At 61.5% G+C, this 22,678-nt stretch carries 22 protein-coding genes and 1 pseudogene; 14 read left to right on the forward strand and 9 right to left on the reverse strand.

Annotated features, from left to right (window positions below; translation table 11 throughout):
* The first annotated feature begins 45 nt into the window (after positions 1 to 45).
* Entirely contained in the window at positions 46 to 417 is a 372-nt protein-coding gene (locus A3C3_RS0130005) for a hypothetical protein (protein WP_033419880.1), read from the forward strand.
* A 13-nt stretch (positions 418 to 430) separates the two neighbouring features.
* On the opposite strand, the gene A3C3_RS0130010 is transcribed toward A3C3_RS0130005, so the two are convergent.
* Positions 431 to 1,714: a cystathionine gamma-synthase family protein gene (locus A3C3_RS0130010; protein WP_022718271.1), complete on the reverse strand. Its 1,284-nt coding sequence runs from the start codon at positions 1,712 to 1,714 to the stop codon at positions 431 to 433.
* Between the two features lie 127 nt (positions 1,715 to 1,841).
* On the opposite strand from A3C3_RS0130010, the gene A3C3_RS0130015 reads away from it, so the two are divergent.
* The 4 genes from A3C3_RS0130015 (at position 1,842) to A3C3_RS0130030 (ending at position 8,351) form a co-directional block, all read left to right on the forward strand.
* Positions 1,842 to 2,300, forward strand: a complete 459-nt coding sequence (locus A3C3_RS0130015) for an Lrp/AsnC family transcriptional regulator (RefSeq protein ID WP_028740126.1) — start codon at positions 1,842 to 1,844, stop codon at positions 2,298 to 2,300.
* 254 nt (positions 2,301 to 2,554) lie between these two features.
* Positions 2,555 to 6,325, forward strand: coding sequence for a peptidoglycan-binding protein (locus A3C3_RS0130020; RefSeq protein WP_022718272.1), 3,771 nt, complete (start codon positions 2,555 to 2,557; stop codon positions 6,323 to 6,325).
* A 305-nt stretch (positions 6,326 to 6,630) separates the two neighbouring features.
* Complete coding sequence (locus A3C3_RS0130025; RefSeq protein ID WP_028740127.1) at positions 6,631 to 7,245, forward strand: C39 family peptidase; 615 nt, start codon at positions 6,631 to 6,633, stop codon at positions 7,243 to 7,245.
* A 35-nt stretch (positions 7,246 to 7,280) separates the two neighbouring features.
* Positions 7,281 to 8,351 carry a D-alanine--D-alanine ligase family protein gene (locus tag A3C3_RS0130030; protein ID WP_022718274.1) on the forward strand — a complete coding sequence of 357 codons (1,071 nt, stop codon included), beginning with the start codon at positions 7,281 to 7,283 and terminating at the stop codon, positions 8,349 to 8,351.
* A 121-nt stretch (positions 8,352 to 8,472) separates the two neighbouring features.
* Here the strand turns inward: A3C3_RS0130030 and A3C3_RS47390 are convergent.
* Positions 8,473 to 8,604: pseudogene (locus tag A3C3_RS47390) on the reverse strand (ArsR/SmtB family transcription factor); the annotation flags it as partial.
* Positions 8,605 to 8,856: 252 nt separating this feature from the next.
* Between A3C3_RS47390 and A3C3_RS0130035 the strand changes: the two are divergent.
* Positions 8,857 to 9,777 carry a sulfite exporter TauE/SafE family protein gene (locus A3C3_RS0130035; protein ID WP_028740128.1) on the forward strand — a complete coding sequence of 307 codons (921 nt, stop codon included), beginning with the start codon at positions 8,857 to 8,859 and terminating at the stop codon, positions 9,775 to 9,777.
* Positions 9,777 to 10,583: a TIGR02186 family protein gene (locus A3C3_RS0130040; protein ID WP_022718276.1), complete on the forward strand. Its 807-nt coding sequence runs from the start codon at positions 9,777 to 9,779 to the stop codon at positions 10,581 to 10,583. Before A3C3_RS0130035 ends, A3C3_RS0130040 begins: the two co-directional genes overlap by 1 nt.
* On the opposite strand, the gene A3C3_RS0130045 is transcribed toward A3C3_RS0130040, so the two are convergent.
* Complete coding sequence (locus tag A3C3_RS0130045; protein ID WP_022718277.1) at positions 10,584 to 11,090, reverse strand: winged helix-turn-helix transcriptional regulator; 507 nt, start codon at positions 11,088 to 11,090, stop codon at positions 10,584 to 10,586.
* A 116-nt stretch (positions 11,091 to 11,206) separates the two neighbouring features.
* Between A3C3_RS0130045 and A3C3_RS0130050 the strand changes: the two genes are divergently transcribed.
* Genes A3C3_RS0130050 through A3C3_RS0130060 form a run of 3 tightly spaced genes read left to right on the forward strand, consistent with a single transcriptional unit; the run spans position 11,207 to position 12,992 of the window.
* Complete coding sequence (locus tag A3C3_RS0130050; protein ID WP_028740129.1) at positions 11,207 to 11,767, forward strand: dihydrofolate reductase family protein; 561 nt, start codon at positions 11,207 to 11,209, stop codon at positions 11,765 to 11,767.
* A 22-nt stretch (positions 11,768 to 11,789) separates the two neighbouring features.
* Complete coding sequence (locus tag A3C3_RS41840) at positions 11,790 to 12,350, forward strand: universal stress protein (protein WP_022718279.1); 561 nt, start codon at positions 11,790 to 11,792, stop codon at positions 12,348 to 12,350.
* Positions 12,351 to 12,410: 60 nt separating this feature from the next.
* On the forward strand, positions 12,411 to 12,992 hold the full coding sequence (locus A3C3_RS0130060) for a transglycosylase SLT domain-containing protein (RefSeq protein ID WP_022718280.1): 582 nt from the start codon (positions 12,411 to 12,413) through the stop codon (positions 12,990 to 12,992).
* Positions 12,993 to 13,144: 152 nt separating this feature from the next.
* Here A3C3_RS0130060 and pdeM read toward each other — a convergent pair whose 3' ends face one another.
* Genes pdeM through A3C3_RS0130075 form a run of 3 tightly spaced genes read right to left on the reverse strand, consistent with a single transcriptional unit; the run spans position 13,145 to position 17,086 of the window.
* The gene (gene pdeM, locus A3C3_RS0130065; RefSeq protein WP_022718281.1) at positions 13,145 to 13,870 is read right to left on the reverse strand and encodes a ligase-associated DNA damage response endonuclease PdeM; all 726 of its coding nucleotides are present in this window, start codon (positions 13,868 to 13,870) and stop codon (positions 13,145 to 13,147) included.
* A gap of 22 nt (positions 13,871 to 13,892) precedes the next feature.
* On the reverse strand, positions 13,893 to 16,403 hold the full coding sequence (locus A3C3_RS0130070) for a ligase-associated DNA damage response DEXH box helicase (RefSeq protein ID WP_028740130.1): 2,511 nt from the start codon (positions 16,401 to 16,403) through the stop codon (positions 13,893 to 13,895).
* A 47-nt stretch (positions 16,404 to 16,450) separates the two neighbouring features.
* Positions 16,451 to 17,086: a YitT family protein gene (locus tag A3C3_RS0130075; protein ID WP_022718283.1), complete on the reverse strand. Its 636-nt coding sequence runs from the start codon at positions 17,084 to 17,086 to the stop codon at positions 16,451 to 16,453.
* Between the two features lie 127 nt (positions 17,087 to 17,213).
* Between A3C3_RS0130075 and A3C3_RS0130080 the strand changes: the two genes are divergently transcribed.
* Together A3C3_RS0130080 and A3C3_RS0130085 are read left to right on the forward strand one after the other, a co-directional pair.
* Complete coding sequence (locus A3C3_RS0130080; protein WP_022718284.1) at positions 17,214 to 17,714, forward strand: RrF2 family transcriptional regulator; 501 nt, start codon at positions 17,214 to 17,216, stop codon at positions 17,712 to 17,714.
* A gap of 24 nt (positions 17,715 to 17,738) precedes the next feature.
* On the forward strand, positions 17,739 to 18,200 hold the full coding sequence (locus A3C3_RS0130085; protein ID WP_022718285.1) for a carboxymuconolactone decarboxylase family protein: 462 nt from the start codon (positions 17,739 to 17,741) through the stop codon (positions 18,198 to 18,200).
* Positions 18,201 to 18,512: 312 nt separating this feature from the next.
* Here A3C3_RS0130085 and A3C3_RS0130090 read toward each other — a convergent pair whose 3' ends face one another.
* Positions 18,513 to 19,148 carry a YitT family protein gene (locus A3C3_RS0130090; RefSeq protein ID WP_022718286.1) on the reverse strand — a complete coding sequence of 212 codons (636 nt, stop codon included), beginning with the start codon at positions 19,146 to 19,148 and terminating at the stop codon, positions 18,513 to 18,515.
* A 214-nt stretch (positions 19,149 to 19,362) separates the two neighbouring features.
* Positions 19,363 to 20,289: a class I SAM-dependent DNA methyltransferase gene (locus A3C3_RS0130100; protein WP_028740131.1), complete on the reverse strand. Its 927-nt coding sequence runs from the start codon at positions 20,287 to 20,289 to the stop codon at positions 19,363 to 19,365.
* Between the two features lie 143 nt (positions 20,290 to 20,432).
* Between A3C3_RS0130100 and A3C3_RS0130105 the strand changes: the two genes are divergently transcribed.
* Positions 20,433 to 20,699: a DUF6460 domain-containing protein gene (locus tag A3C3_RS0130105; protein ID WP_022718289.1), complete on the forward strand. Its 267-nt coding sequence runs from the start codon at positions 20,433 to 20,435 to the stop codon at positions 20,697 to 20,699.
* A 2-nt stretch (positions 20,700 to 20,701) separates the two neighbouring features.
* The gene (locus A3C3_RS0130110) at positions 20,702 to 21,199 is read left to right on the forward strand and encodes a CAP domain-containing protein (protein WP_022718290.1); all 498 of its coding nucleotides are present in this window, start codon (positions 20,702 to 20,704) and stop codon (positions 21,197 to 21,199) included.
* 168 nt (positions 21,200 to 21,367) lie between these two features.
* On the opposite strand, the gene A3C3_RS0130115 is transcribed toward A3C3_RS0130110, so the two are convergent.
* Complete coding sequence (locus tag A3C3_RS0130115; RefSeq protein ID WP_022718291.1) at positions 21,368 to 22,678, reverse strand: alpha/beta hydrolase; 1,311 nt, start codon at positions 22,676 to 22,678, stop codon at positions 21,368 to 21,370.

The following is a 22,678-nucleotide window of genomic DNA, read 5'->3' on the forward strand; positions in this document are numbered from 1 at the left end:
ACATTTCGCTGGCTAACCGAAGAGAGCCCTGGGAGGAGCGATTTCATGAGACGGATGTGGCCTGAGGAGTTCAATTCCATCCTGGACGGCGCAGAGGAAGTGACGCTGACGCTTTCGGCGATCGTCCACGAGGACGGATCGCGCAGCGAGGCGATCAGCAGGCAGGCCCTGAAAGTCCGCATTCCGATGGAGGATTACGAGCGTATCTGGCCATTGGCGGAAGCCCGCTACCGGCTCGGCGGAAAATTCGCCGGCAAGGCGATCACGCTGATCACCACCAATCCGCATTACCATGCCTGGCACCCGGCTGACGGCGGCAGTATCGAGAACACCTCCGATAGTGGCAGGCACTACAGGACGAATTACATCGTCGCGCATTTCCTGCTCGATGATGTGCGCGAGACGGCGGCCGCCTAACGCCACCTGCCCCTTAAGCTTCGTCCAGAGCGAGCGCCAGATCGGCGATCAGATCGTCCGGATGCTCGATGCCGATCGACAGCCGGATGGTCGATTCCAGAACGCCGATGCGCTGGCGCACATCTGCCGGAACCCCGGAATGGGTCATCGCGGCCGGATGGCTGGCGAGCGATTCCGTGCCGCCGAGGCTGACGGCAAGCTTGAAGATCTTCAGCGCGTTCAGGAACTTGAAGGAGGCCGGCTGGCCACCCTTGATATCGAAAGAGAAGGTGGAGCCGGCGCCCGTGCACTGCGCGGCAAAGGTGCGGCCGAGTGGCGATTCCGGATCATGGTAGGGCAGATAGTGGATCTTGTCGACCTTCGGGTGGTCGCGGAGAAAATCGGCAACGGCGCGCGCATTGCTGTTGGCCCGCTCCATACGGATCTGCAGCGTTTCCAGCGAGCGCCCGAGCATCCAGCAGGAATGCGGATCGAGCTGCGTGCCGATCGAGCCGCGAAGCGCCTTCACCTGTTTGATCACCGCTTTGGGGCCGAGGACAGCGCCGGCGATGAGGTCCGAATGGCCGCCGACATATTTGGTCAGCGAATAAAGCGAGATATCCGCGCCATGTTCGATCGGGCGCTGGAAGACCGGGCCGAGCAGCGTGTTGTCGCAGACGACAATTGGCTTGTGGTCCTGCGTTTTTCCAATCGCATCCGCGATGCGGCGGATCATGGCGACATCGACGAGGCTGTTGGTGGGATTGGCGGGCGTTTCGACGAGGATGACCGAGACCCGGCCTTTCGACATAGCTTCTTCTGCAGCCGCTTTTACCGATGCCTCGCTGACGCCATCGGCGAAGCCGACGGCGGAAACGCCAAGATTGAGGAAGGTCTTCGCCAGCAGCGTCTCGGTGCCGCCATAGAGCGGCTGCGAATGAAGGATCGCATCGCCGGGCCGGACGAAGGCAAGCAGCGTGGTTGCGATCGCCGCCATGCCGGAGGAAAAGAGCGCGCCGCTTTCCGTCCGCTCATAGACGGCGAGCCTGTCTTCGACGATCTCGCTGTTCGGGTGGTTGAAGCGCGAATAGACAAGGCCGGCACCCTTGCCTGCCGGCGGTTCGCGGCGGCCCGACACATAATCGAAGAAATCGCGGCCATCCTCGGCGGTGTTGAAGACGAAGGTCGAGGTCAGGAAGACCGGCGGCTTGACCGCGCCTTCGGAAAGCTCCGGATCGTACCCGTAGTTCAGCATCAGTGTTTCCGGATGCAGCGCGTGATTGCCGATATGGGTTCTCGAAGGGTGGGGCGCGGTCATTGACGGTCTCCTCAGGCCGATGGATTGGAACTGAAACAGCAAATTATATCAAATGCGGAGGCACGTTCTTGCTATTTGGCGCAGGAGGATGTCTTTGGAAGCAACTTCCTGCGGAGCAATCTGAAATATGGCGCAGAAAATTGCCGATGAGACGGACCGGCGTATCCTGAAGGAACTGACGGCCGATGCGCGGATCACCAACAACGAGCTTGCCGAGCGCGTGGGGCTTTCAGCTTCCGCCTGCCTTCGCCGGCTGCGGCGACTGGAGGAGACGGGCGTCATAAAGGGCTACACGGCGCTGGTCGATCCGACCGCGGAAGGCTGGACGATGACGGCAATCGCCTCCGTACGGCTCAGCCGCCAGAACGAGGACGAGATCGAGATGTTCGAGACTGCCGTACGCAGCTGGGACGAAGTGCTCGAGTGCCATCTTGTCACCGGCTCGCGCGACTATGTCCTGAAGGTGATGAGCGCGGGGCTGGATCAATACGAGCGCTTCATCAAGGAGAAGATCGCGCGGTTGAGATGCGTCGATACGATTGAGACCAGCTTTGTGATGAACACCATCAAGGAGCGGCGCATCTAGCTCAAAATGTGTGCCGATTTACCGAAACATTAAAAAATTCTCACGGAAGTTAACGGCTTGTTTACCACGTTTCGTGAAAGGTGCGGGGTGAGCAGTGGTGATCCGCATTCCTTTTTCAAGTCTCGCGTTTACTTGGAGTGCCGCTACGCCGTTCAAGTTGAGAAAAGTCTAATAAACTGCTCTCCGGTGAACGGTCTCTCAAGCCAATGGCCTGGCCCTGACGAGGGTCCCGAGCAGACGAAGCGAGCAGGAAGATGAACGGATCGCGATCCAATATCCCCCGGCATTCCGACAGAGCATCGCTCGATGCGCTGAACCGCACGATCGAGGGGCTTGAGGCACGCATCGAAGGGCTGATGGGCAAGGGAAGCCGCGAGCCGAGGCAGCAGCCGGCCGCCGCGGAGCGCGAAAGCTACGGCAGACCTTACGAACCGGCTTACATGAGGCCGGAAGCGCGGCCTGACCCGCTCGCAGAAATTCGCGAGCGCCAGCGCACGCTCGATGCCGGTCGTGAACGCGCAGCCGCCGAACGTGCAGTTTACCGCGAACCGGCATCGGCCCCGCGCATGCCGGCACCGCAGGCTGCACCTGCTTACGCTACCTCGCCCGACACGATGACCGAAATTGCCCAGGCGCTCGTCAACCTGCGCCAGGACCTGAAGCGCGACATTTCGGACGGCGTAGCGCGCGAGATGGATGCGCTGCGCACGGAACTGCGCGAGATCAAGACGAGCGCGCAGGACCGGCATTTCGCCGACGACATCCGCGAAGACATGGGCCGGCTCGCCCAAAGCATCAACCAGCTCTCCAGTCGTTCGGCTGGCCCCGAGGCTGCGGGCCTGCGAAATGAATTCGAAGAGCTGCGCTCACTGATGGACGGGCTTGCCCGCGAGGATTCCATCCGCCACATGGAACACCGCTGGGACGGCTTCGAGAACCAGCTGCATGCGCTGGACACAGCAGGCCTGCAGGAAGAGCTGGTGTCGCTCGCCTATCGGCTCGAGGATATCAAGCGCCATATCGGCGGCATGGGCGAGAGCCCGGCAGTGCGCGCCCTGGAAGACAAGCTGATTGCGATCGCCACCGCGATGGAGCAATTCGGCAGCATGATCCAGCCGCATGACCGCGCCATGGCCGAGCAGTTTGCCGCGATGGATATGCGCCTTGACGAGATCAGCCGTGCGATCGCGGCAAGCGGGCGCAGCGCGGCAAGCGGCGACCCGGCGCTGATGCATCGCCTCGAAGGCCGGCTGAATGCGCTGGCCGAGCAGATCGATATGGTGGGCCGCAGTGCGGAAAGCCACGCCCTGCCCGCCGAGGGCCTTGCCGACCGGCTGGAAATGCTGACGCGGCGCGTCGAGGAACTCGCCAATACCAAGGCGACGGCACGCCTCGACGAGCGGCTCGAGCAGCTTTCCTTCATGCTCGAGCGTGCCCAGAAGACGGTTCCGCAGGCAGATCTCAACGGCACGCTCGCCGACATCTCCCGCAAGATCGACGCGCTGGAAAGCGGCGCAGTCAACGACGCGCTGGCGGAACGGCTGGACTATCTTGCGCGCCGCATCGACCAGATGGACGTGCAGCCTGCGCCTGGCGCGGCTACCGATGACGGTGCATTCCGCCGCATCGAGGGGCGCCTCAGCGACATCGCGGCACGCCTCGAGGAAAGTACGGCGGCGGCGCCGACCGATTCGCGAGCCCTGAAGAACCTCGAAGACCAGATTGCCGGTCTTTCAGCGCTGATGAACACGCCGCGCGCCGGCGGTGACGGCATTCCCGTCGAGCTCGACCGCCGCATGGGTGCGATCGAAGACTATATGGCGACCAGCGACGAATACATCATCGAGGCGGCCCGCCAGGCGGCCGAAGCCGTCGTCGAGGCCTATTCCCGCAACGGCGGTCTTCAGGTCGGCGGAGTCCCAGCCGCCGATATGTCGGCGCTCAATGCGCTCGCCGAAGATCTGCGGCATCTGGAAGAGCTTAGCCGCAGCAGCGATGAACGCACGCACAAGACATTCCAGGCGCTGCACGAGACACTGGTGCAGATCGCCGACAGGCTCGACGACATGGAAACCCGCAGCCGGCCGGCCGCACGAATGCCCGCCGCAAATGCCGATTTCGAGATCGATCCTTACGCGCTGGTCCCCGCCGGTGCCGAGGAAAGCGAGACGCAGGCCGTGTTCGGCCAGAAGGGTGCCTCGCCGCTCCTGCGCACGGCGGAAAGCGTCAGCGAGCCTGTCGTGCCTGCGCATGTTGTGCCCACGGCCGATACGAGCGCGAGCGCAATCGAAGCCGCAACCAATCCCGCTCGAGCCGCCACGCCCGCAAAAGGCAGCCTGCTTGCAGCACTCGGCAAGCGGCTGATTCCGGGCAAGAAGACGGAGAAGGCCAAGGCTGTCGAGCGGACCGTCATCGATCCCGCGCCGTCGATCGATCCGGTCGATCTGATGCCTGGCGAGGAAGCATCGAACGAGCCGCTGGAGCCAGGCTCGGGCGCACCGGACGTGAAGAAGATCCTGGAGCGCGTGCGCGCCAGCCAGGCCGCCGCACGCAACAATCCGAAGCCGGCAACGGAAAACGAGCGCGCCGACTATATCGCCGCCGCCCGCCGCGCAGCCCAGGCCGCCGCCATGGAAGCCGATCCAAAGGCCCAGCCGGTCAAGGCGGAGAAGAAATCCAAGGCGCCAAAGCCTGCCGGCGGTGCCAGCGCCTTCAGCCGCTTCCGCCGTCCACTTCTACTTGCTGCAGGCGCCGTGCTGCTCGCCATCATGGCCTTCCCCCTTGCCCGCACGCTGACCAGCGGTGAACAGGCCCCTCCGGCCGAAGTCTCGGTGCTTTCGGATGCAGCGCAGAACCCCGTTGCAGCCAATAGTTCGGCCATGCCGGAACAGAGTGCGGAAGCAACCGCAGCCGTCACTCCGACGGAATCCGCAGAACCCGAGGCCGCAGCACCGCCCGCCTTAGGGACGGCACAGACCGAGCCCGAAGCCGCCATGCAGCCCGCGCCAGCCGGCCACCTGACCGACGTCGCACCGCTTGACGGCGAAGGTGCCTCGACGCTGACGCCAGGCGCACCGGCACAGGATGCTGCGGCGTTTTCGCCCAATGATGTTCCCGCTTCCATGAATGCCTCGCCCGCGGCACCTTCCATATCCGTGCCGGACACCGTTCAGCCGCAGGCGCTTGCAGACGCCGCCCGCAACGGCGACCAGCTCGCGCTCTTCGAGATCGGCGCACGCTATACCGAGGGCCGCAACGGCCTGGCGGCCGACCAGGCGCAGGCCGCAAACTGGTATCAGCTTGCCGCCGACAAGGGCTTTGCTCCGGCGCAATACCGTCTCGGCAGCATGTACGAGAAGGGGACCGGCGTCTCGCGCGATATCGGCAAGGCCAAGGCCTTCTACGAGCAGGCCGCCAATCAGGGCAATGCCAGCGCCATGCACAATCTGGCCGTGCTCTACGCCTCCGGCGCGCTCGGCGAGCAGGATTACACGGCCGCGGCAAAATGGTTCACAAAGGCCGCCGATCTTGGCATCACCGACAGCCAATTCAACCTGGCGATCCTTTGCGCCCGCGGCAACGGCGTGGCGCAGGACCTCGGCGAAAGCTACAAGTGGTTCGCCATCGCTGCCCAGGGCGGCGACAAGGACGCCGGCGCCAAGCGCGACGAAGTGGCAAAGGCGATGAAGCCCGCCGACCTTGAAAAGGCACGGGCTGCAACGAGTGCCTGGAAGCCGCAGCCGCTCGACAACAAGGCCAACGGCATCGAAATCCCGGACGGCTGGGCGAGCAACGGCACGAAGACCTCGACCGTCGATATGAAGAAGGCGATCCGCAACATTCAGGCGATCCTCAACAACAACGGCTTCGACGCCGGCGCGCCGGACGGCGAGATGGGCGCGAAGACGACCGCCGCGATCAAGAGCTTCCAGAAGTCGGTCGGCCAGGAGCCGAGTGGCAGGATCAACGACGACACGGTAAAGGCGCTCCTGGAGCGCAACGCCAAGAACACGACCAAAGCTTGACGGAAGGACAACAAAAGCGTTCGAAACTGATCGGGATTGAGCACTGCTTCTACGTCCGTCAGCTCACGGGCCGTCGACCGAGAGCAATCGCCAACGAGCGTGATACGCGTCAGGTTTTCGTCTGAACAATTCCGGCTGAGGCAACCGGACGTCAACAGGATTCTCTCTGACGTAAGCGAAGAACTGCGGCTCTGTTGCATTTGCCTATACCGATTTTGAACGACCCTTTGCGCCCGCCGCAAAAGGGTCGTTTTGCTTGTGGAATTTCCCGACGCGATTTGATCACCGATGGGGGATTCGTGAATATTCAGCGGGCCGAAGTGCCCTATTTCAGCCAATGGGAAACGCCCGAGATGACGCTGCCGGTCGTGGCGGAGGGCTCTGCGGCGCTCATGCGCGATCCGCTGTGGCGGCATTCCGGCGCGCAGACGGTCGAGGAATATGCCCGCTGGGCCGTCAATGTCTGCGGTATGGCCTGCCTGAAGATGATCCTTGCCGCGCGCGGTGAACTCCATCCGACGCTCGATCTTGCCCGCGGCTGCGCGGCCTATGGCGGCTATGTCGTCAATGAGGCCGATGCCTCGATCAAGGGGCTGATCTATGCGCCTTTCGTCAAGTTCGTCACGCAACGTTTCGGGCTGGGCGCGGAGACAATGACGAATGTCGATACGGCCGCCATTCCCGAACTTCTTTCGAAGCGGCAGTTCTTCATCGCCTCGGTGCATCACGCAATTCGCTGGCCAGAGCGTGAGCCGCCATCGAAGGGCGGCCATCTGGTGCTGGTGACGGCCGCCTCGCCCGAGGCCATCCGCTTCCACAATCCTTCAGGACACAATCCCGAAAGCCAGGCGCATGTGACGCTGCCGCTCGCCGTCTTCGACCGCTTCTTCGCCAACCGCGGCGTCGCCGTCGGCTTCTAAGTCTTTTCAACACCAAGTCATTCCGGAGAATTGACATGATTGATGCATCAAACAGACTGCGCATTGCCGTGCTCTTCGGCGGACGCTCGAGCGAGCACGACGTCTCGGTGCTTTCGGCTACGAATGTGATGCGCGCGCTGGAGCCTCAAAAATACGACGCCATTCCGGTGTTCGTCACCCGCGAAGGACAATGGCTGTTGAGCAGCTTCGACGATGGTGCGCTTGCGAAACCGGAAAAGGGAGCCGAGGTCTGCCTCGTACCGGGCGGACGCGGACGTATGTTTGCAATTCCCGCCGGCGGATCGGCTTACGAACTGCCAGCGATCGACATCCTCTTTCCGGTCCTTCACGGCCTGCATGGCGAGGACGGCTCCGTACAGGGCCTTGCGGAGGTTGCCCGCGTGCCCCTTGCCGGCTGCGGCATTCTCGGATCGGCGACCGCGCTGGACAAGGACATCGCCAAGCAACTTATGAAGGCGGCCGGGGTGCCGATCGCCCGCTCCGTGACAATTCACGAGGGCGCACAGCCTCCCTTCGCCGCGCTGGAAAACGAACTCGGCCTGCCGCTCTTCATCAAGCCGGCGCGACAAGGTTCATCGGTCGGCGTCAGGAAGGTCCATGCCAGCCAGGAATTCGACGGGGCGCTTGCGGAAGGCTTCCGGCACGACCGCAAGCTGCTTGCGGAGGAGTTCGTTCGTGGGCGCGAGATCGAATTTAGCGTGCTGGAGGACACGGCAGGCAACCTCTTCGTTTCACGGCCGGGCGAGATCGTGCCGGCGGAGAGCCATGGCTTCTACAGCTACAATGCGAAATATATCGACGAGAACGGTGCAGCGCTGAAAATACCGGCAGAATTGCCGCCGCAGGTCGAGGCCGGAATGCGGGATATGGCCGCAAGGGCGTTCAGGGCCGTCGGCTGCGACAGCATGGCGCGTGTCGACTTTTTCCTGACACCGGACATGCGGTTCCTCGTCAACGAGATCAACACCATCCCCGGCTTCACCGATATCAGCATGTATTCCAAGGCAATGGCGGCAAGCGGAGTGAGTTATGCCGAAGTCATCGACCGCCTCGTGGCGCACGGGCTGGCACGGGCCGGGCAGTGAGGATGCGATAGCCCTCAGGCGCGGTTGTCGACTTGCCTTGCAAGCTGCTCGATAACCGTGCCCCAGCCATCGTGGGAGCCCATTTCGGCGTGCAGGTTGCGGTCGGCGCTGTCTGAAGGACGAGAGCCAAGTCGAACGGCTCTGCGAGGTCGCTGATGCTGGCCGGGCGTTTGCCCAAACGGCCGAGCACTGCACGGCGCGTCGGGTCCGCAAGCGCGAGAAAGATGCCGCTCGGCTGTTCATGAATACTGATCCATTACGCTAAGTATCGCGGGAGAATACTTAGCGTAATGGCTAAGTATTCTCCCGCGAACAAAACTCCTCGCGCGCCGTCGTCACAAAATCTGAAAAAAGCCCAATTAATCGGAACTTATCGCTCGCGTAATGCGCGGATCGCATGTCGTTTATCGAAAGCCTCTGGCAACGATTTCACCGTATGATGCGCCATTCGAACGGGACGCAAGATACCTGCCCGGCGGGGGCAGTTCATAATTCGGGGTCGGCTGTGACAATCTATCTGCCCATCGCAGAATTGTCGGTGAACATCTTCATCATCCTCGGCATGGGTGCGGCCGTCGGCTTCCTGTCCGGCATGTTCGGCGTCGGCGGCGGCTTTCTGATCACGCCGCTCCTGATCTTCTATAACATTCCGCCCGTGGTTGCCGTTGCGACCGGCGCAAACCAGGTGGTCGCGTCCTCGATCTCCGGCGCGATCACGCATTTCAGGCGCGGGACGCTGGACGTCAAGCTCGGGACCGTATTGCTTGTCGGCGGTCTTGCGGGCGCAACGATCGGCATCTGGATTTTCTCGCTGTTGAGACGGGTCGGTCAGCTCGATCTCATCATCTCGCTGATGTACGTCATCTTCCTCGGCGCCGTCGGCGGGCTGATGCTACTCGAAAGCATCAACGCCATGCGTCGGGCGGCCAAGAACGTACCGCCGACACCGCGCAGGCCCGGACATCACCACTGGGTCCACCGCCTGCCGCTGAAGGTGCGGTTCAAGAAATCGAAGATTTTCCTCAGCGTCATCCCGATCGTCGCGCTCGGCTTTGGGATCGGCATCCTGACCTCCATCATGGGCGTCGGCGGCGGCTTCATCATGGTGCCGGCGATGATCTACCTGCTGCGCATCCCGACCAATGTCGTCGTCGGCACATCGCTGTTCCAGATCATCTTCGTGACCGCCTACACAACCGTGGTGCAGGCTGCGACGAACTTTTCCGTCGATATCGTGCTTGCCTTCATCCTGATGGTGGCCGGCGTCGTCGGCGCGCAATACGGCGTGCGCGTCGGTCAGAAACTGCGCGGCGAACAATTGCGGGCGCTACTCGGGCTGCTCGTTCTCGCCGTCGGCATCCGCCTGGCGGTGGCGCTGGTGGTGACGCCCGCGGACATCTATTCCGTCGTGATGGGGGCGTACTGATGAAGCGGCTGCGCCTTTGCCTTTTCGGTCTCTTCTACTTGCTGCCGGGGATTGCCGCAGCGCAGATGCTGCTGCCGGGACAGAATTCCGAAGAAGAGCGCGAGGGGCTGGAGATCGGCACGTCCAGTAGCGAAATCGCCATCACGTCCGATTTCCGCGGCGCGGACCTGACGATCTTCGGGGCGCTGACCAATACCGACAACCTTTTGCTTGCTGTTGGCCAATACGACGTCGTCGTCGTTCTGGAGGGGCCGCGCGAAGATGCGACGGTGCGCAAGAAGGAGCGCGTCTTCGGCATCTGGATCAATACCGACTCGATGACGTTCGAGGGCGTGCCCCATTCCTATTCGATGTCGAGCTCGCGCTCGATCGACGACGTCGTGACACCGCTCGACCTCACCGATCAGGGGATCGGCATCGACCATATTCCACTGACGCCCGTCGGCTTCGTCGGAGACGGCAGCAGCCTCGGCGAGTTCCGCACCGCATTCCGGCGGCTGCAGCAGACCGGCGGGCTCTACGAGCGCGACCCGACCGGCGTGCGCTTCGTCAGTTCCAATCTTTTCAAGGCAAGCCTTCGCCTGCCGGCCAACATTCCGAACGGCGTGCATACGGTTCGTGCCTATCTCTTCAAGAGCGGCGTGTTCGTGACGCAAAAGTCGGTGCCGCTGCGCGTCATCAAGACCGGTATCGAGCAGATGCTTACCGATGCGGCTCATGGACAGCCGATTCCCTACGGCATGTTCGCCGTGTTCCTGGCGATCGTGACCGGCTGGGGCGCAAGCATCGTCTTCCGCAAGGATTGATCAGGCGGACTTTTTCTTTTTCGCAAGGACGTCGAGATAGGCTTCGGTCAGACGGCCGAGCACCGAGGGCGTTCCGGGTGGCAGTTGCTTGCCCAGGTGTTTGGCCCGCAATTCATCCATGAAATCCTCCCAAAGGCGCAGGCCGCCATTTTCCAACAACTCGGCGCGAATGGAGAGCTCTTCAGACACCGGCAGATGCCTGCGGCCCCACGCGCCCATATGGGCAAAGAGAGGCACGAGGTCGATCGCCATTTCGGTGAGACTATAGATGGCTTTCTGTTTATGCGTGGGATCGCCCTCCCGGGTGAGCAAGCCCTTGTCCACGAGGCGGCGCAGGCGATCGGCAAGGATGTTCGAGGCGATGCCCTCCTCCGAATTCTGGAGCAGCTCGCGGAAGTGACGGCGATTGCCGAACATGATGTCGCGGATGACGATCAGGCTCCACCGGTCGCCGAGGATTTCCAGCGTCAGATTGATCGGGCAGCCGGAGCGGTGAAGGTCGTCCATTTTTCATTCTCCAAAAAAACTACTTGCATTTTGCCATCGGTTTATCTAGCTTTCAACCAGTTGCTGATTGCAACCGGTGCTGATGTGGTATGGACTATCGGATGGAGGAAATCGACATGAGAAAGCTTGTTGTCTGGAATCTGATGACACTCGACGGCTATTTCGAAGGCACGAAGCCGTGGGACATCGACTTCCACAATCTGGTCTGGGGGCCGGAACTGCAGAAATACTCCGAACAATTGGGCGAGGAAGGCGACCTGCTCGTCTTCGGCCGGAAGACCTACGAGGGCATGGCCGCCTATTGGCCGACGGCGGAAGAGAATGACAACATCAAGCAATACATGAACAACACCGCAAAGATCGCCGTGTCGCGGACGATGAAAGAGCCGGGCTGGAACAATGCCCGCATCGTCAGCGATCCGGTTTCCGAGCTTCAAAAGCTCAAGGAGCAGGACGGCAAAACGATTTTCATCTTCGGCAGCGCCGAACTCTGCGACGCGATGCTGAAGGCCGGTCTTGTCGACGAGATCCGCATCTGCCTGGTGCCGGTGGTTCTCGGCGCGGGCAATCCGCACTTCAAGGCGGCGACGGCGCAACGACCGCTAAAGCTGCTGGAAGCGACACCGTTGAAGACCGGCGCGGTGATCTTGCGTTACGAACCGGCGAGCGCAGCGTGACGCCGACATTCGCGACAGTTTGATGCAGATCAACGTGTTAAGCTGGTTCCTCCGTCAATATGCGAGCGTTGGAGGAGGAGCCAGCCCATGCAAACACATTCTCATCCCGACCGAAGGTTCGCAGCTTTCCACCGATGCGCTGGAAAAGGCGCTTCCCTTTGCCAAGGAGATCGGCGCCAAGGCAACGGTCCTGACCGTCGTCGAACCGTTCCATATCTTTTCCACGAATATCGATCAGCTGGAATCCACGCGCGAAGAATATGACCGGCACAGCCAGCAAGCAGCAGACCGGATCCTGGCGGATGCGGGTGCCCGGGCCAGAACGCATGGCGTCGATTGCCATACGACCCAGGTGACCAACCACGAACCCGCGAAGGCCATCATCGACACAGCCGCGCAGCGCGGCTGCGACCTGATCGCCATGGCATCGCACGGACGCGAAGGCTTCACCGCATTCATGGTCGGCAGCGTGACGATGAAGGTGCTCGCCCATTCAAAGACCCGGTTCTGGTCTACCGCTGATGAGACCCGGCGCTTGCGGCAGCGGGGCAAGCCTCGGTGCGGAGTGCATGTTCGCCTTTGACTAAAAACCGAGTGTTAAGATTTACGAGTTAGTAATCTCTCGAAAACGAGAGGTTCTGTTTTGCGTACCCGTACTCTTCTCGCCCTGGTGTTGCTGGCGCTCGCTGCTGGCTGCGCCACGGCGCCTCGCCAGACCAGAAACATCTGCGCTGTCTTCGAACAGCGCAACGGCTTCTTCAGCAACTGGCAGCACGCGGCCGAGCGCGCCGAGAAGAAATACGCCGTGCCGGTGCCGATCCTGATGGCGACGATGTATGTGGAATCCGGTTTCCAGCCGAACGCCCGCCCGCCGCGCACGAAGCTTTTTGGCTTCATTCCCTGGACGCGTCCGTCGACCGCCTACGGCTATTCGCAGGCGCTCGACGGCACCTGGGACCACTATCAGTCGGCGACCGGCAATTGGGCTGCGCGGCGCACCAATTTCGCCGACGCGATCGACTTCATCGGCTGGTACCACTACAGCAACAGCCAGGCGACGGGCATCCAGCTCAACGACGCCTACAGGCTCTACATCGCTTACTATTCGGGGCCGAAGGGTTACAAGCGCGGCGACTGGCGCTCGAACGCGCAGTTGCAGAAGACGGCACAGAGGTTTGCCGATATGGCAGCGACCTATCAGCGGCAGTTGCAGGGGTGTAATTGAGCTCCGATTTCTATGGCGTGGTGGCCATTGTCGTCTTTCGGGGCTTCGCCCTTGGAGCAAGCGCAGAATTGTCTATCGAAAAGCAACGGCGGCGAGAGCCCTCATCCTGAGGTGCCAGAAGGGCCTCGATGGACGAGGGCGGGCGCTCAACTTCAGCTGCGCAAATTCCCGAATCTCACCGAATAAATCCGATCCCGCCCCAGAAGATGAGCGACCAGGGACGACCTGTCGAACAGGCCCGCCAACGCCTTGTGGCCGAGATCCAGTCCGCCGGTCGTGACGCCGAAGGCGGGCATGAGGAGGCGGGCGCCGTCGGTGGCAAAGCAGGGGCGGCGGACGGCTTTTTCCCGCCGGCGGACGGTGGCCGCGGGGTGCAGGTGACCGGCGATTTCACCGCTCTGCAGCCCACCTTTCGGCTCATGACGGAAGGTCAGGGCGGCGTAGTGCATTTCATCGACCGAAGAGCCGGGCAGATCGACCGTGCCGTCAGGGTCGTGATTGCCGTTGATCCAGATCCATTCGCGGCCGCGGGCCATGTTGTCGATCAGGGAGCGAAAGGTATCGGGTAGATGCGCTGAGCCGACGCGGTCGTGGAAATTGTCGCCGAGGGAGACGACAAGCTTCGGATTGTAGCGGGTGATGACGGCGCAGAGCACGGTCAGCGTCGCCAACGTGTCGTAGGGCGGCAGTAGCATGCCGCGGCGGGCGAAGGCGGCACCCTTTTCGAGATGCAGGTCGGAAACGACGAGGATGCCGGCATCGGGCAGGTAGAGCGCGCCGAGCGGATCGCAGACGGCCGCAACGCCATGAACACTGGTTTCGACGCCCGGCATCGGAACCAATCCGTTCAATTCACGCGCAAGCGCCAGGCGGTTCATCAATTTCGTCTATCCTGCATTATCAAGCCATAGCTTCGGCGATCAGATCCCCGGCCGCTTCGGCGAGCACGGCATCGTGGGCCTCGCCGTGAACAGGCTCCTTGCCGATCTCCAGCATCACCGGCACTGCGAGCGGGGAAATATGATCCAGCGCGCGATGCGTAATGTGGCCCTTGATTCGTCTCAGCATATCGCCAAGCCGGGAAATATCCAAAAGGCCGCTCGCGGCATCCTGGCGCGTCGCCTGTAGCAGGATATGGTCCGGCTCGTGGCTGCGCAGCACGTCGTAGATCAGATCGGCGGACACCGTGACCTGCCGTCCGGTCTTTTCCTTGCCAGGGTGACGGCGCTCGATCAAGCCTGCAATCACGGCACAATTGCGGAAGGTGCGCTTCAGCAGGAAAGATTCGTCGAGCCAGGCTTCGAGATCGTCACCGAGCATATCCTCGTCGAAGAGATCGGAAAGGCTGAGATGGTCGTTGCGGATCATCAGGCCCATGTCTTCCAGCCCCCAGATGCCGAGCGAATAGTCCGTTGCGACGAAACCGAGCGGCTTGGCGCCGGCCCGCTCCAGGCGCCGGGTGAGCAGCATGCCGAGCGTCTGATGCGCAAGGCGGCCTTCGAATGGATAGGCCACCATGTAGGCACGGCTGCCGCGCGGAAAAGTCTCGATCAGCAGTTCGTCGCGCTTCGGGAGCATCGACTTGTCCTTCTGCAGCGACAGCCAGTCGCGGACCTGATCCGGCAGATGGTGCCAACGGTCGGGATCGGCGAGCATCGATCGCACCTGATCGGCAAGATAGGTCGAAAGCGGAAACTTTCCGCCGGCATAGGACGGGATTTTCGGATCAAAGGAGAAGGCCTGGGAGACAAGCGCCTCGTTTTCGCGGATGCCTTCGAAGCGGAGCACCTTGCCGGAGAAGATGAAGGTGTCGCCCGCAGAAAGCTGTTCGAGGAAATATTCCTCCACCTTGCCGAGGGTGCCGCCGCCGCGGCCAATCTTGCCTGTCTCGCCGCGCTTCACCATCCGGATGTTCAGCATCGGGCTTTCGACGATGGTGCCAAGATTCAAGCGGTACTGCTGGGCAACCTGCGGATTGGAAACACGCCAGAGGCCCTCCTTCGTTTTGCGGATGCGCGCATATCGTTCGTAGGTGCGCAGCGCATAGCCGCCGGTCGCGACGAAATCGACGATCTGCTCGAAGGTTTCCCAAGAGAGATCGGCATAGGGCGAAGCGCTCCTCGCCTCATCGTAGAGTTCCAGCATGTCGAAAGGTTCGGCGCAGGCCATGCCGAGCACGTGCTGGGCAAGCGCATCGAGCGCGCCGCGGCCGACGGGCGGGGTGTCCTGTGCGCCGATATAATTGGCGTCGAGGGCTGCCTGGCATTCCATGACCTCGAAACAGTTGGCGGGAACGAGGATCGCCTTGGAGGGCTCGTCCATGCGGTGATTGGCACGGCCGATGCGCTGGGCAAGGCGCGAGGCACCCTTCGGTGCACCGACATGGATGACGAGATCGACATCGCCCCAGTCGATCCCGAGATCAAGCGTCGAGGTGGCGACGACAGCGCGCAGCCTGTTGGCCGCCATCGCGGCCTCCACCTTGCGGCGCTGGGCGACATCGAGCGAGCCGTGATGCAACGCGATCGGCAGATTTTCCTCGTTGACCGTCCAGAGTTCCTGGAAAAGCATTTCGGCCTGCGATCGCGTGTTGACGAAAAGCAGCGTCGTTTGATGCTCGGTCAGCTGCCTGTAGATATCGGGAATCGCGTATCTGGCGGAATGGCCGGCCCAAGGGATGTGCTCATCCGTCGAAAGGATCGAGATATCCGGTTTGGCACCGCCTTCGACGGTCACGAGACCGGCGTGCCGTTCCCTGCCCTCCTCCTGCGCAACCAGCCATTTCTGAAGGTCGATCGGTTCGGCAACCGTGGCGGAGAGGCCGATGGTGCTGAGGCCTGGCGCAAGGCGGCGTAGCCGGGCAAGACCAAGGGAGAGCATGTGGCCACGCTTCGACGTGACCAGAGAATGGAGCTCGTCGAAAACGACATATTTCAAGTCCTTGAAGAAGCGTTCGGCTTCCTTGTTGGCGAGCAAAAGCGCTACCTGCTCCGGCGTCGTCAGCAGGATATCGGGCGGATTGAGCTTCTGGCGCTGTCGCTTGGCGTTCGGCGTATCTCCGGTGCGGTTCTCCACGGTGACGGGCAGGCCCATCTCCCCTACCGGCTTCATGAGGTTGCGCTCGATATCGACAGCAAGTGCCTTCAGTGGCGAAACATAGAGCGTGTGGATGCCTTTAAAGCCGGCACCCGGCCGGCGCTTGCCGCGGCGGGTGAGATCGGTCAGCGCCGGCAAGAAACCGGCAAGCGTCTTGCCGGCACCGGTCGGCGCGATCAGCAGCGTACTCTCGCCTGCTTCGGCGCGGGCCAGCAATTCCAGCTGATGAGCGCGCGGCCGCCAACCCTTTTCCGCGAACCAGCGGATGAAGGGGGCGGGCAAGGCGGCGCGGGCTTCGATATCGATCTGGTCCACGGGACAAAGGTAATGAAACCGACGTGAAATAGAAGAGCGGCCGCGCTTCACATGGCGATATAGCGGTCCTTGCGATGGTTGATGGCGAGCGTGAGGTTGAGCACCACGGCGCCGAGCACCGAGCAGGCGACGATGAAGGGGCTGGCGACGAAGAAGGAGAGCGCCAGGACAAGGCCATCGAAACCGAGCTGTACAAAGCCCGCGCGCCAGCCGAAGCGGTCCTGGATGTAAAGCGCCAGGATGCCGATGCCACCGAGGCTTGCGCGATGGCGGAAAAGCGCCAGCATGCCCGCGCCGATGACAAGGCCGCCGAAGAGAGCACCGGCGACGGGATCGACGTGCGAGAGCCCGATGAAACGTGGCGCGATTTCCGAAAGCACGGAGGTAAGTGCAATCGCCACAAAAGTCTTGACTGTGAAGGCGGGGCCGAGGCGGCGGAAGGCGAGATAATAGAACGGCAGGTTCACCGCAAAGAAGCAGAGGCCGAAGCTCCAGCCCGTCGCGTAGTGCAACAGGAATGCCATGCCCGCCGTGCCGCCTGCCAGAAGGCCGGCGCTGGAGAGAAGCGAGACGCCGAGCACAGCGAGCATGCTGCCCGCGACAAGTCCCTGTGCGTCATCGAAAAGCGAGTGTCTGTCCGACGACGAGTTCACAAGTCCGGCGAGAGCGGCTTTTTCTGCCATTGTTTTCCCCTTGGTATTTCGGCTGTTCTATCCGGCCATTCGGGCTTGGCAAGCAGGATTTCGATCGGCTGTTGACACATCGACTAATCGTCGATATTTTTTATCCACGATTCGAAGAGGACCCCGCATGAAAATGGGTGACGGCGTCGAACAGGCGATCCACAGCGTCGCGATGCTTTCCGGGCTTTCGGAAGGCGGCGTGCTGTCGGCGGCTGCGATCGCAGAGTTTCATGGCGTTTCGACGAGTTACCTGCTGAAGCACCTGCAGGCGCTATCCGGCGCGGGCATTCTCGACACGGTGCCGGGGCCGAAGGGCGGATATAAGCTTGCGAAAGTGCCAGAGGACATTACCCTGCTCGATATCGTGCTTGCCGTTGAAGGACCGGCACCGGCTTTCCGCTGTGCTGAAATCCGAAAGCGCGGGCCAAACCCGCTGCCGCAGCGCTATTTCGCCAAGCCCTGCCAGATCAGCGCTGCGATGCAGAAAGCCGAGCGCGCCTACCGCACCGAACTCGCCAAGATCAGTATCGCCGACATCCTGACCGAGCTCTCCGCCGCAGATGATGGCGGGATCGCCGCACGCGGCTGCGCATTCCTTGAGACCCACGAACGCAAAAGGGCTTACTGAGCCATAACCCAAAGGAGAAAATTTATGCAGGCACGTTTCAACTTCGCAAAGGCCTCGCCGGAAGCCTACAAGGCGGTTGCCGCCCTGGAGCAATATGTCCAGAGCTCCGGCCTCGAGCGCCGCTTCATCCACCTCATCAAGCTGCGCGCCTCGCAGATCAATGGCTGCGCCTACTGCGTCGACATGCATGTCAAGGAAGCCCGCCATGACGGCCTTGGCGAACAGTGGATCAACCTGATCTGCGCCTGGAAGGAATCGCCGGTCTACGACGCGAAGGAACGCGTCCTGCTCGGCTGGGTCGATGCTGTCACGAAGATCGCGGAGACCGGCGCACCGGATGCGGACTTCGAAGCCCTCAAGACGCATTTCAGCGAGGAGGAAATCACCAAGATCACGGTCGCGATCGGCACGATCAACGTCTGGAACCGGCTGGCCGTCGGCTTCCGCAGCCAGCATCCGATCGATCAGCCGGCGAAGGCTGCGTGAGGAATTTTGCGCACAGCAAAAAGCTTGAGGCACTGCTTGAAGCGACCGACCCGATGAAAATCGGGTCGGCAAAATATCGATCAGTTGCTACGGGCACCTGATCCATCGAAGTTATTGATAATCTCACGGATGACTTGGGCGATCTTTTCCGCTGAGGAGCCCTTGGCGTACTCCTGTTCATGCGGCGTCTGATAAGTTTTTCCAACTCTGACATGTCTTCACCTCATCTATCCGGCGCCGGGCGAGTGTCGCTCTCAGCCTGAGAGGAGGCAAGTTACGATTTGTTTATGATTGAACTGCCGCTTTGGGGCCCTATAGCGCGATATAGCGATCCGCGCGGTGGTTGATGGTCAGGAAAAGATTGAGGACGACAGCGCCGAGAACGGAATAGATGACCACCGGCGGCGTGGTGACGAAAAAAGCGGCGGCAAGAACGCACATGTCGACGGAAAGCTGCACGAGACCGGCGCGGATGCCGAAACGCTCCTGCATGTAGATGCCGAGAATGCCGACGCCGCCGAGACTGGCGCGGTGGCGGTAAAGCGCAAGGAGGCCGAAGCCGAGCAGCAGGCCGCCGAGTAGTGCTGCCCAGGCCGGATGGATGCTGGAAATCTCGAAAAAACGCGACTGCACATCGGCAAGAATCGATGTGAGAGCGATGGCGACAAAGGTCTTGATCGTGAAGGCGATGCCGAGACGCTTCCAGGAGAGATAGAAAAACGGCAGGTTGAGCAGGAAGAAGGCAAGGCCGAAATTCACGCCGAAAGTATAGTGCAGCAGGAAGGCGATGCCGGCCGTACTGCCGGTGAGAAGCCCGGCGCTGGCGAGCACGTAAAGGCCGAGTGCAGACACGAGGCTGCCGGAGAATATGCCCTGCACATCTTCGAGCGGCGTATGGCGCGTTGCGCTGGTGTTCCAGAAACCAAGGGCACCGATGCGTTGAGCCATGGCGGCAATCTCCAACAGCAGAAGAGTTCAGAGCGCCGGAGAAGTCCCCGCGCAACGGATTGTGTATGGTGAACAGGCTGAGGCGTTCCTGCTTGTTCTTCCGCGGCGCCGGTCGGCTATGATGGGAATTATCGAGCTTTTCGCAGTTGCGAGCAAGCGAAATATGTAAGTAATGCTGACCTATTTTCAAATCGCAACATTTGTGCGCAAAAGGCTATCGCCGTGCAAGGAATAGAATGCCGGCGACCGGTTTGCCGCCATCCTTTCGAATCGTGGTTCTGACGGTTTCGATGATTTCGAAACCGTAACGGCGACAAAGGCTGCGAACATAGGCTTCCGTGTGAGCGTAGCGCAGCGACGGCGCGAGATGAAAACCGTCTCCCTCGCCCGCGTCTTCGACCGAGAAGGCGAAATCCGCACCGGATATGGCGAGGCGATCGACGATCGCGAAGGTGCTTTCGAGATTGCCGAGATACATGAGCACATCGGCAGCCGCGATCAGATCAGCGCGATATTCTGCGCCATCCGCAAAGATGCCTGAGCCTTCTGGCGCAAGAGAAAGATCGGCCTGGGCCAAGTGATCGTAGATTGCCTTCTCCTCGGCCTTGGCGAGCATGTTCTGCGAGAGGTCGTAGCCTTCAAGCCGCCCGGCACGGGCGCAAATTTCCGCACCAAGCAGGCCTGTGCCGCAGCCGAGATCAACGGCCAGCGAATATTTGCGGCCGGTGGCGGCGACAAGTGCTGCGAGTTTCTGCGGAACGGTATAGTCCAGCTTTTCGACGAGCGAGGTTTCGAAACGGGCGGCATAATCATCGAACAGCCGCTCGACATAGCGGCTCGGAGGCCGGTCCGGCGTTTCGGAATCACCGAGCAGGGCGAGCTTTAGACTTGCGCCGAAGATATCCTCGGGATCGAGCGCCAGCGTCTTGCGATAGGCTTCGATCGCGGATTCCACTTTGCCGGCCGTCTCCCGGTAGGTCGCGAGGCGATACCAGCCGGCAGCCCAGACGGGCGTCAGTTCCAGCGCCTGCTCCATCAGTTCGGCGGCCGCATCCGGCTCGCCGCCCTCGTTAAGCATTTTCGCATAGTCGGCGCGGCGGTCGGCGATGACGTCGCCGGAGGAAAGCTGGCTTTGCTGCATGATGTGGCCCGTTGAATGCCTGCGCATTTGGCGGCGGCCACAAAAAAACTCAAGTCCTATTTCAGAGGCGGAACGGCCAGTTCCGGAAAAGGCTTGCGGGCGACGCGCCGCAACCGTATTTCAGGGCAAACAGGAGATGGCGCATGTCCGATCAGGTAAACAAATTTCTGGGCGACTCGCTCGGTCGCACATTGGTGAAGCTCTTGGTCGTTTCGCTGATTGTCGGTTTCGTGATGACCGTTTTCGGATGGGCGCCGCTGGACCTCGTCTATAGCATCCGCGATTTCATCCGCGAGATCTGGTACCGGGGTTTTTCGGCTCTCGGCCGCATCGGGGATTATCTGCTGCTTGGTGCAACGGTCGTCATTCCAATCTTCATTATCATCCGACTTTTCAACTTCCGCCGGTAAACATGACATCCATCGATCTTTCCAGGCGCAATCTGCTGCGCATTTCAGGCCTTTTCCTCCTGACGGGTGTCGCAAGCTGCACGACCGCACCCAGAATGTCCTCCACGCCTTCGGACGGGGAGGACGAGACGGCGACGGCGCTGCCGCTTGTCAACCAGCTTCGTGCCAAAAACGGCCTGGCGGCGCTTCGCGTCGATCCGGCGGCAAGCGCTGCGGCAATCTACCAGGCCAAGCGAATGGCAAGCGCCGGCAAGATGAAGCACCTGATGGGCATGGCCGACAGTTTCGGCGCACGCGTGACGAAAAGCGGCGTGCAGCTTCCAGCGGCCGAAAACATCGCCGCCGGCCAACAGAGCGTCGAGGCCGCGGTAACGGCCTGGATCAACTCGCAACACCATCTCGAAAACATGCTGGGACGCTATAACGGGCTCGGCGTGGCCGTTGCGCACAATACGTCTTCCCGGAACATACCTTATTGGGCCATGGTTCTTTCTAGCTGAGGCGATTCTGCCTCTCGAGGCAGAACTGGATACCTTAACTCGCGAAAACCGGCTGGCATTCGACGTGACGCACGGGCTGGTGCTGTCGATCGTTGTGCCATTTTCCATTTGCCAATCCTATCGCGCCCCTGTGCGGAGGCACTCATCTCATTGAGGCGGCTAGACGGTTCAGTAGGAAATCTGCCCGTCCACAATCTGTCCGCCGCCCGCGGAAAGCTCCCGCTTCAAGAGCTCGCGCTTCAAGACCTCGCGCGCCTCCGGACTGATGACCGCGACTGGAGCCGCAACAGCTACTCGCGCTGCCGAACCGGCGAAATTGGCCGCAGTCATTCCGATCTGGTTCGTAACGCTCGCCTTTCCTCCATCAAGGCTCTGTCCCGCCAGCCGCCGCCCGAGCAGGCGCACGATCTCGGGGGTGTCGGCAAAGGCATTGTGGCCGAGTGGATCACTCGTTGCGATAGCGGTCGTGTCGATGACAGAAACGCCGAGTTCTTCGAGCACCGGTGCATAGGGCCTGAGATCGGATCCACCGACGCGGTCGACCCCGCCCGACAGCCAACTGGAGACCTCCAGGGCCTTGTCGCGTGTCGACGTCAAGATTGCAAAATGCGGCCGTTTTGGCCCCATTTCAACGAATTGACGACGAAACACGTCGATATCGATGTCCGGCGAGGCCAGTATGACATTCTTGACCTTCGCCGGGATTGATCTCTCGCGCATGGCGACGCCGCGCAGCGCCTCTGCCGCAAGCCAGCCTCCCATGGAATGAGCGAGAATCGTTACGTCTTGAACATCAGGACTTCTTGCGGTCTGAAGGATGAGATCCTCCAGAGCCCGACGCGAGTAGTTGGCGCTCTCCTTGTCATAGAGGTAGTCGAACGCGCGGCCGCGCGACGGCCAGGTGAAGAGGATCGGCGCGGCATCGGTTCCGGAGTCATGGACAATCTGCGCGAAGCGGAAGACCGCGTCGGCATAGGTGTTGTTGAATCCATGTACGAAAATGATGACCTGACGCCTGGAATTTCGATTCCTGCGGTACCAGTCCAGGGCCTGGCCGTCGGACTGGACTTTCGCGACCTTCGTGACCGCAAACTCCCTTTCCGGCTTGGGCGGCATGCGTGAAGGCCACTGCACCTCCCCGATCTTGCGGTTGCGGTCGGGAGGTATGGACACATCGACGCTGTTGAGGGAAATCGCCGTCCCGCGGTCGCCGGAATAGAGCTTGCCAGGATCTTGCGACGGTTTGCGCGTCGTGGCGACCAGCATGGTGACCCGGTTCGTGTCCGTCGGGGCTACGGCGAGAGGCTGAAGGACATCCTGCACCCGGTTGGCGCAACCCGATTGAACGAGACATAGGATTAAAAGAAAAGGGACGGTTCGCCCGATGCACGCGCGATGGATGGCAGCGATCGTCTGAGCGAACCCAAGCAGGGTGAGACCCTGGGCATTGCGCCCAGGGAGCGAGTGCGCTGTTGTCAT

It is taken from the genome of Rhizobium mongolense USDA 1844 (assembly GCF_000419765.1).
Taxonomy (GTDB): Bacteria; Pseudomonadota; Alphaproteobacteria; order Rhizobiales; family Rhizobiaceae; genus Rhizobium; species Rhizobium mongolense.

What these genes read in the sequence shown, in the direction of transcription:
- A3C3_RS0130005 (WP_033419880.1), top strand. Translation starts at nt 46, where the DNA reads ATGAGACGGATGTGGCCTGAGGAGTTCAATTCCATCCTGGACGGCGCA.
- A3C3_RS0130010 (WP_022718271.1), bottom strand. Translation starts at nt 1,714, where the DNA reads ATGACCGCGCCCCACCCTTCGAGAACCCATATCGGCAATCACGCGCTG.
- A3C3_RS0130015 (WP_028740126.1), top strand. Translation starts at nt 1,842, where the DNA reads ATGGCGCAGAAAATTGCCGATGAGACGGACCGGCGTATCCTGAAGGAA.
- A3C3_RS0130020 (WP_022718272.1), top strand. Translation starts at nt 2,555, where the DNA reads ATGAACGGATCGCGATCCAATATCCCCCGGCATTCCGACAGAGCATCG.
- A3C3_RS0130030 (WP_022718274.1), top strand. Translation starts at nt 7,281, where the DNA reads ATGATTGATGCATCAAACAGACTGCGCATTGCCGTGCTCTTCGGCGGA.
- A3C3_RS0130040 (WP_022718276.1), top strand. Translation starts at nt 9,777, where the DNA reads ATGAAGCGGCTGCGCCTTTGCCTTTTCGGTCTCTTCTACTTGCTGCCG.
- A3C3_RS0130045 (WP_022718277.1), bottom strand. Translation starts at nt 11,090, where the DNA reads ATGGACGACCTTCACCGCTCCGGCTGCCCGATCAATCTGACGCTGGAA.
- A3C3_RS0130050 (WP_028740129.1), top strand. Translation starts at nt 11,207, where the DNA reads ATGAGAAAGCTTGTTGTCTGGAATCTGATGACACTCGACGGCTATTTC.
- A3C3_RS41840 (WP_022718279.1), top strand. Translation starts at nt 11,790, where the DNA reads ATGCAGATCAACGTGTTAAGCTGGTTCCTCCGTCAATATGCGAGCGTT.
- pdeM (WP_022718281.1), bottom strand. Translation starts at nt 13,870, where the DNA reads ATGAACCGCCTGGCGCTTGCGCGTGAATTGAACGGATTGGTTCCGATG.
- A3C3_RS0130075 (WP_022718283.1), bottom strand. Translation starts at nt 17,086, where the DNA reads ATGGCAGAAAAAGCCGCTCTCGCCGGACTTGTGAACTCGTCGTCGGAC.
- A3C3_RS0130080 (WP_022718284.1), top strand. Translation starts at nt 17,214, where the DNA reads ATGAAAATGGGTGACGGCGTCGAACAGGCGATCCACAGCGTCGCGATG.
- A3C3_RS0130085 (WP_022718285.1), top strand. Translation starts at nt 17,739, where the DNA reads ATGCAGGCACGTTTCAACTTCGCAAAGGCCTCGCCGGAAGCCTACAAG.
- A3C3_RS0130090 (WP_022718286.1), bottom strand. Translation starts at nt 19,148, where the DNA reads ATGGCTCAACGCATCGGTGCCCTTGGTTTCTGGAACACCAGCGCAACG.
- A3C3_RS0130100 (WP_028740131.1), bottom strand. Translation starts at nt 20,289, where the DNA reads ATGCAGCAAAGCCAGCTTTCCTCCGGCGACGTCATCGCCGACCGCCGC.
- A3C3_RS0130105 (WP_022718289.1), top strand. Translation starts at nt 20,433, where the DNA reads ATGTCCGATCAGGTAAACAAATTTCTGGGCGACTCGCTCGGTCGCACA.
- A3C3_RS0130110 (WP_022718290.1), top strand. Translation starts at nt 20,702, where the DNA reads ATGACATCCATCGATCTTTCCAGGCGCAATCTGCTGCGCATTTCAGGC.
- A3C3_RS0130115 (WP_022718291.1), bottom strand. Translation starts at nt 22,678, where the DNA reads ATGACAACAGCGCACTCGCTCCCTGGGCGCAATGCCCAGGGTCTCACC.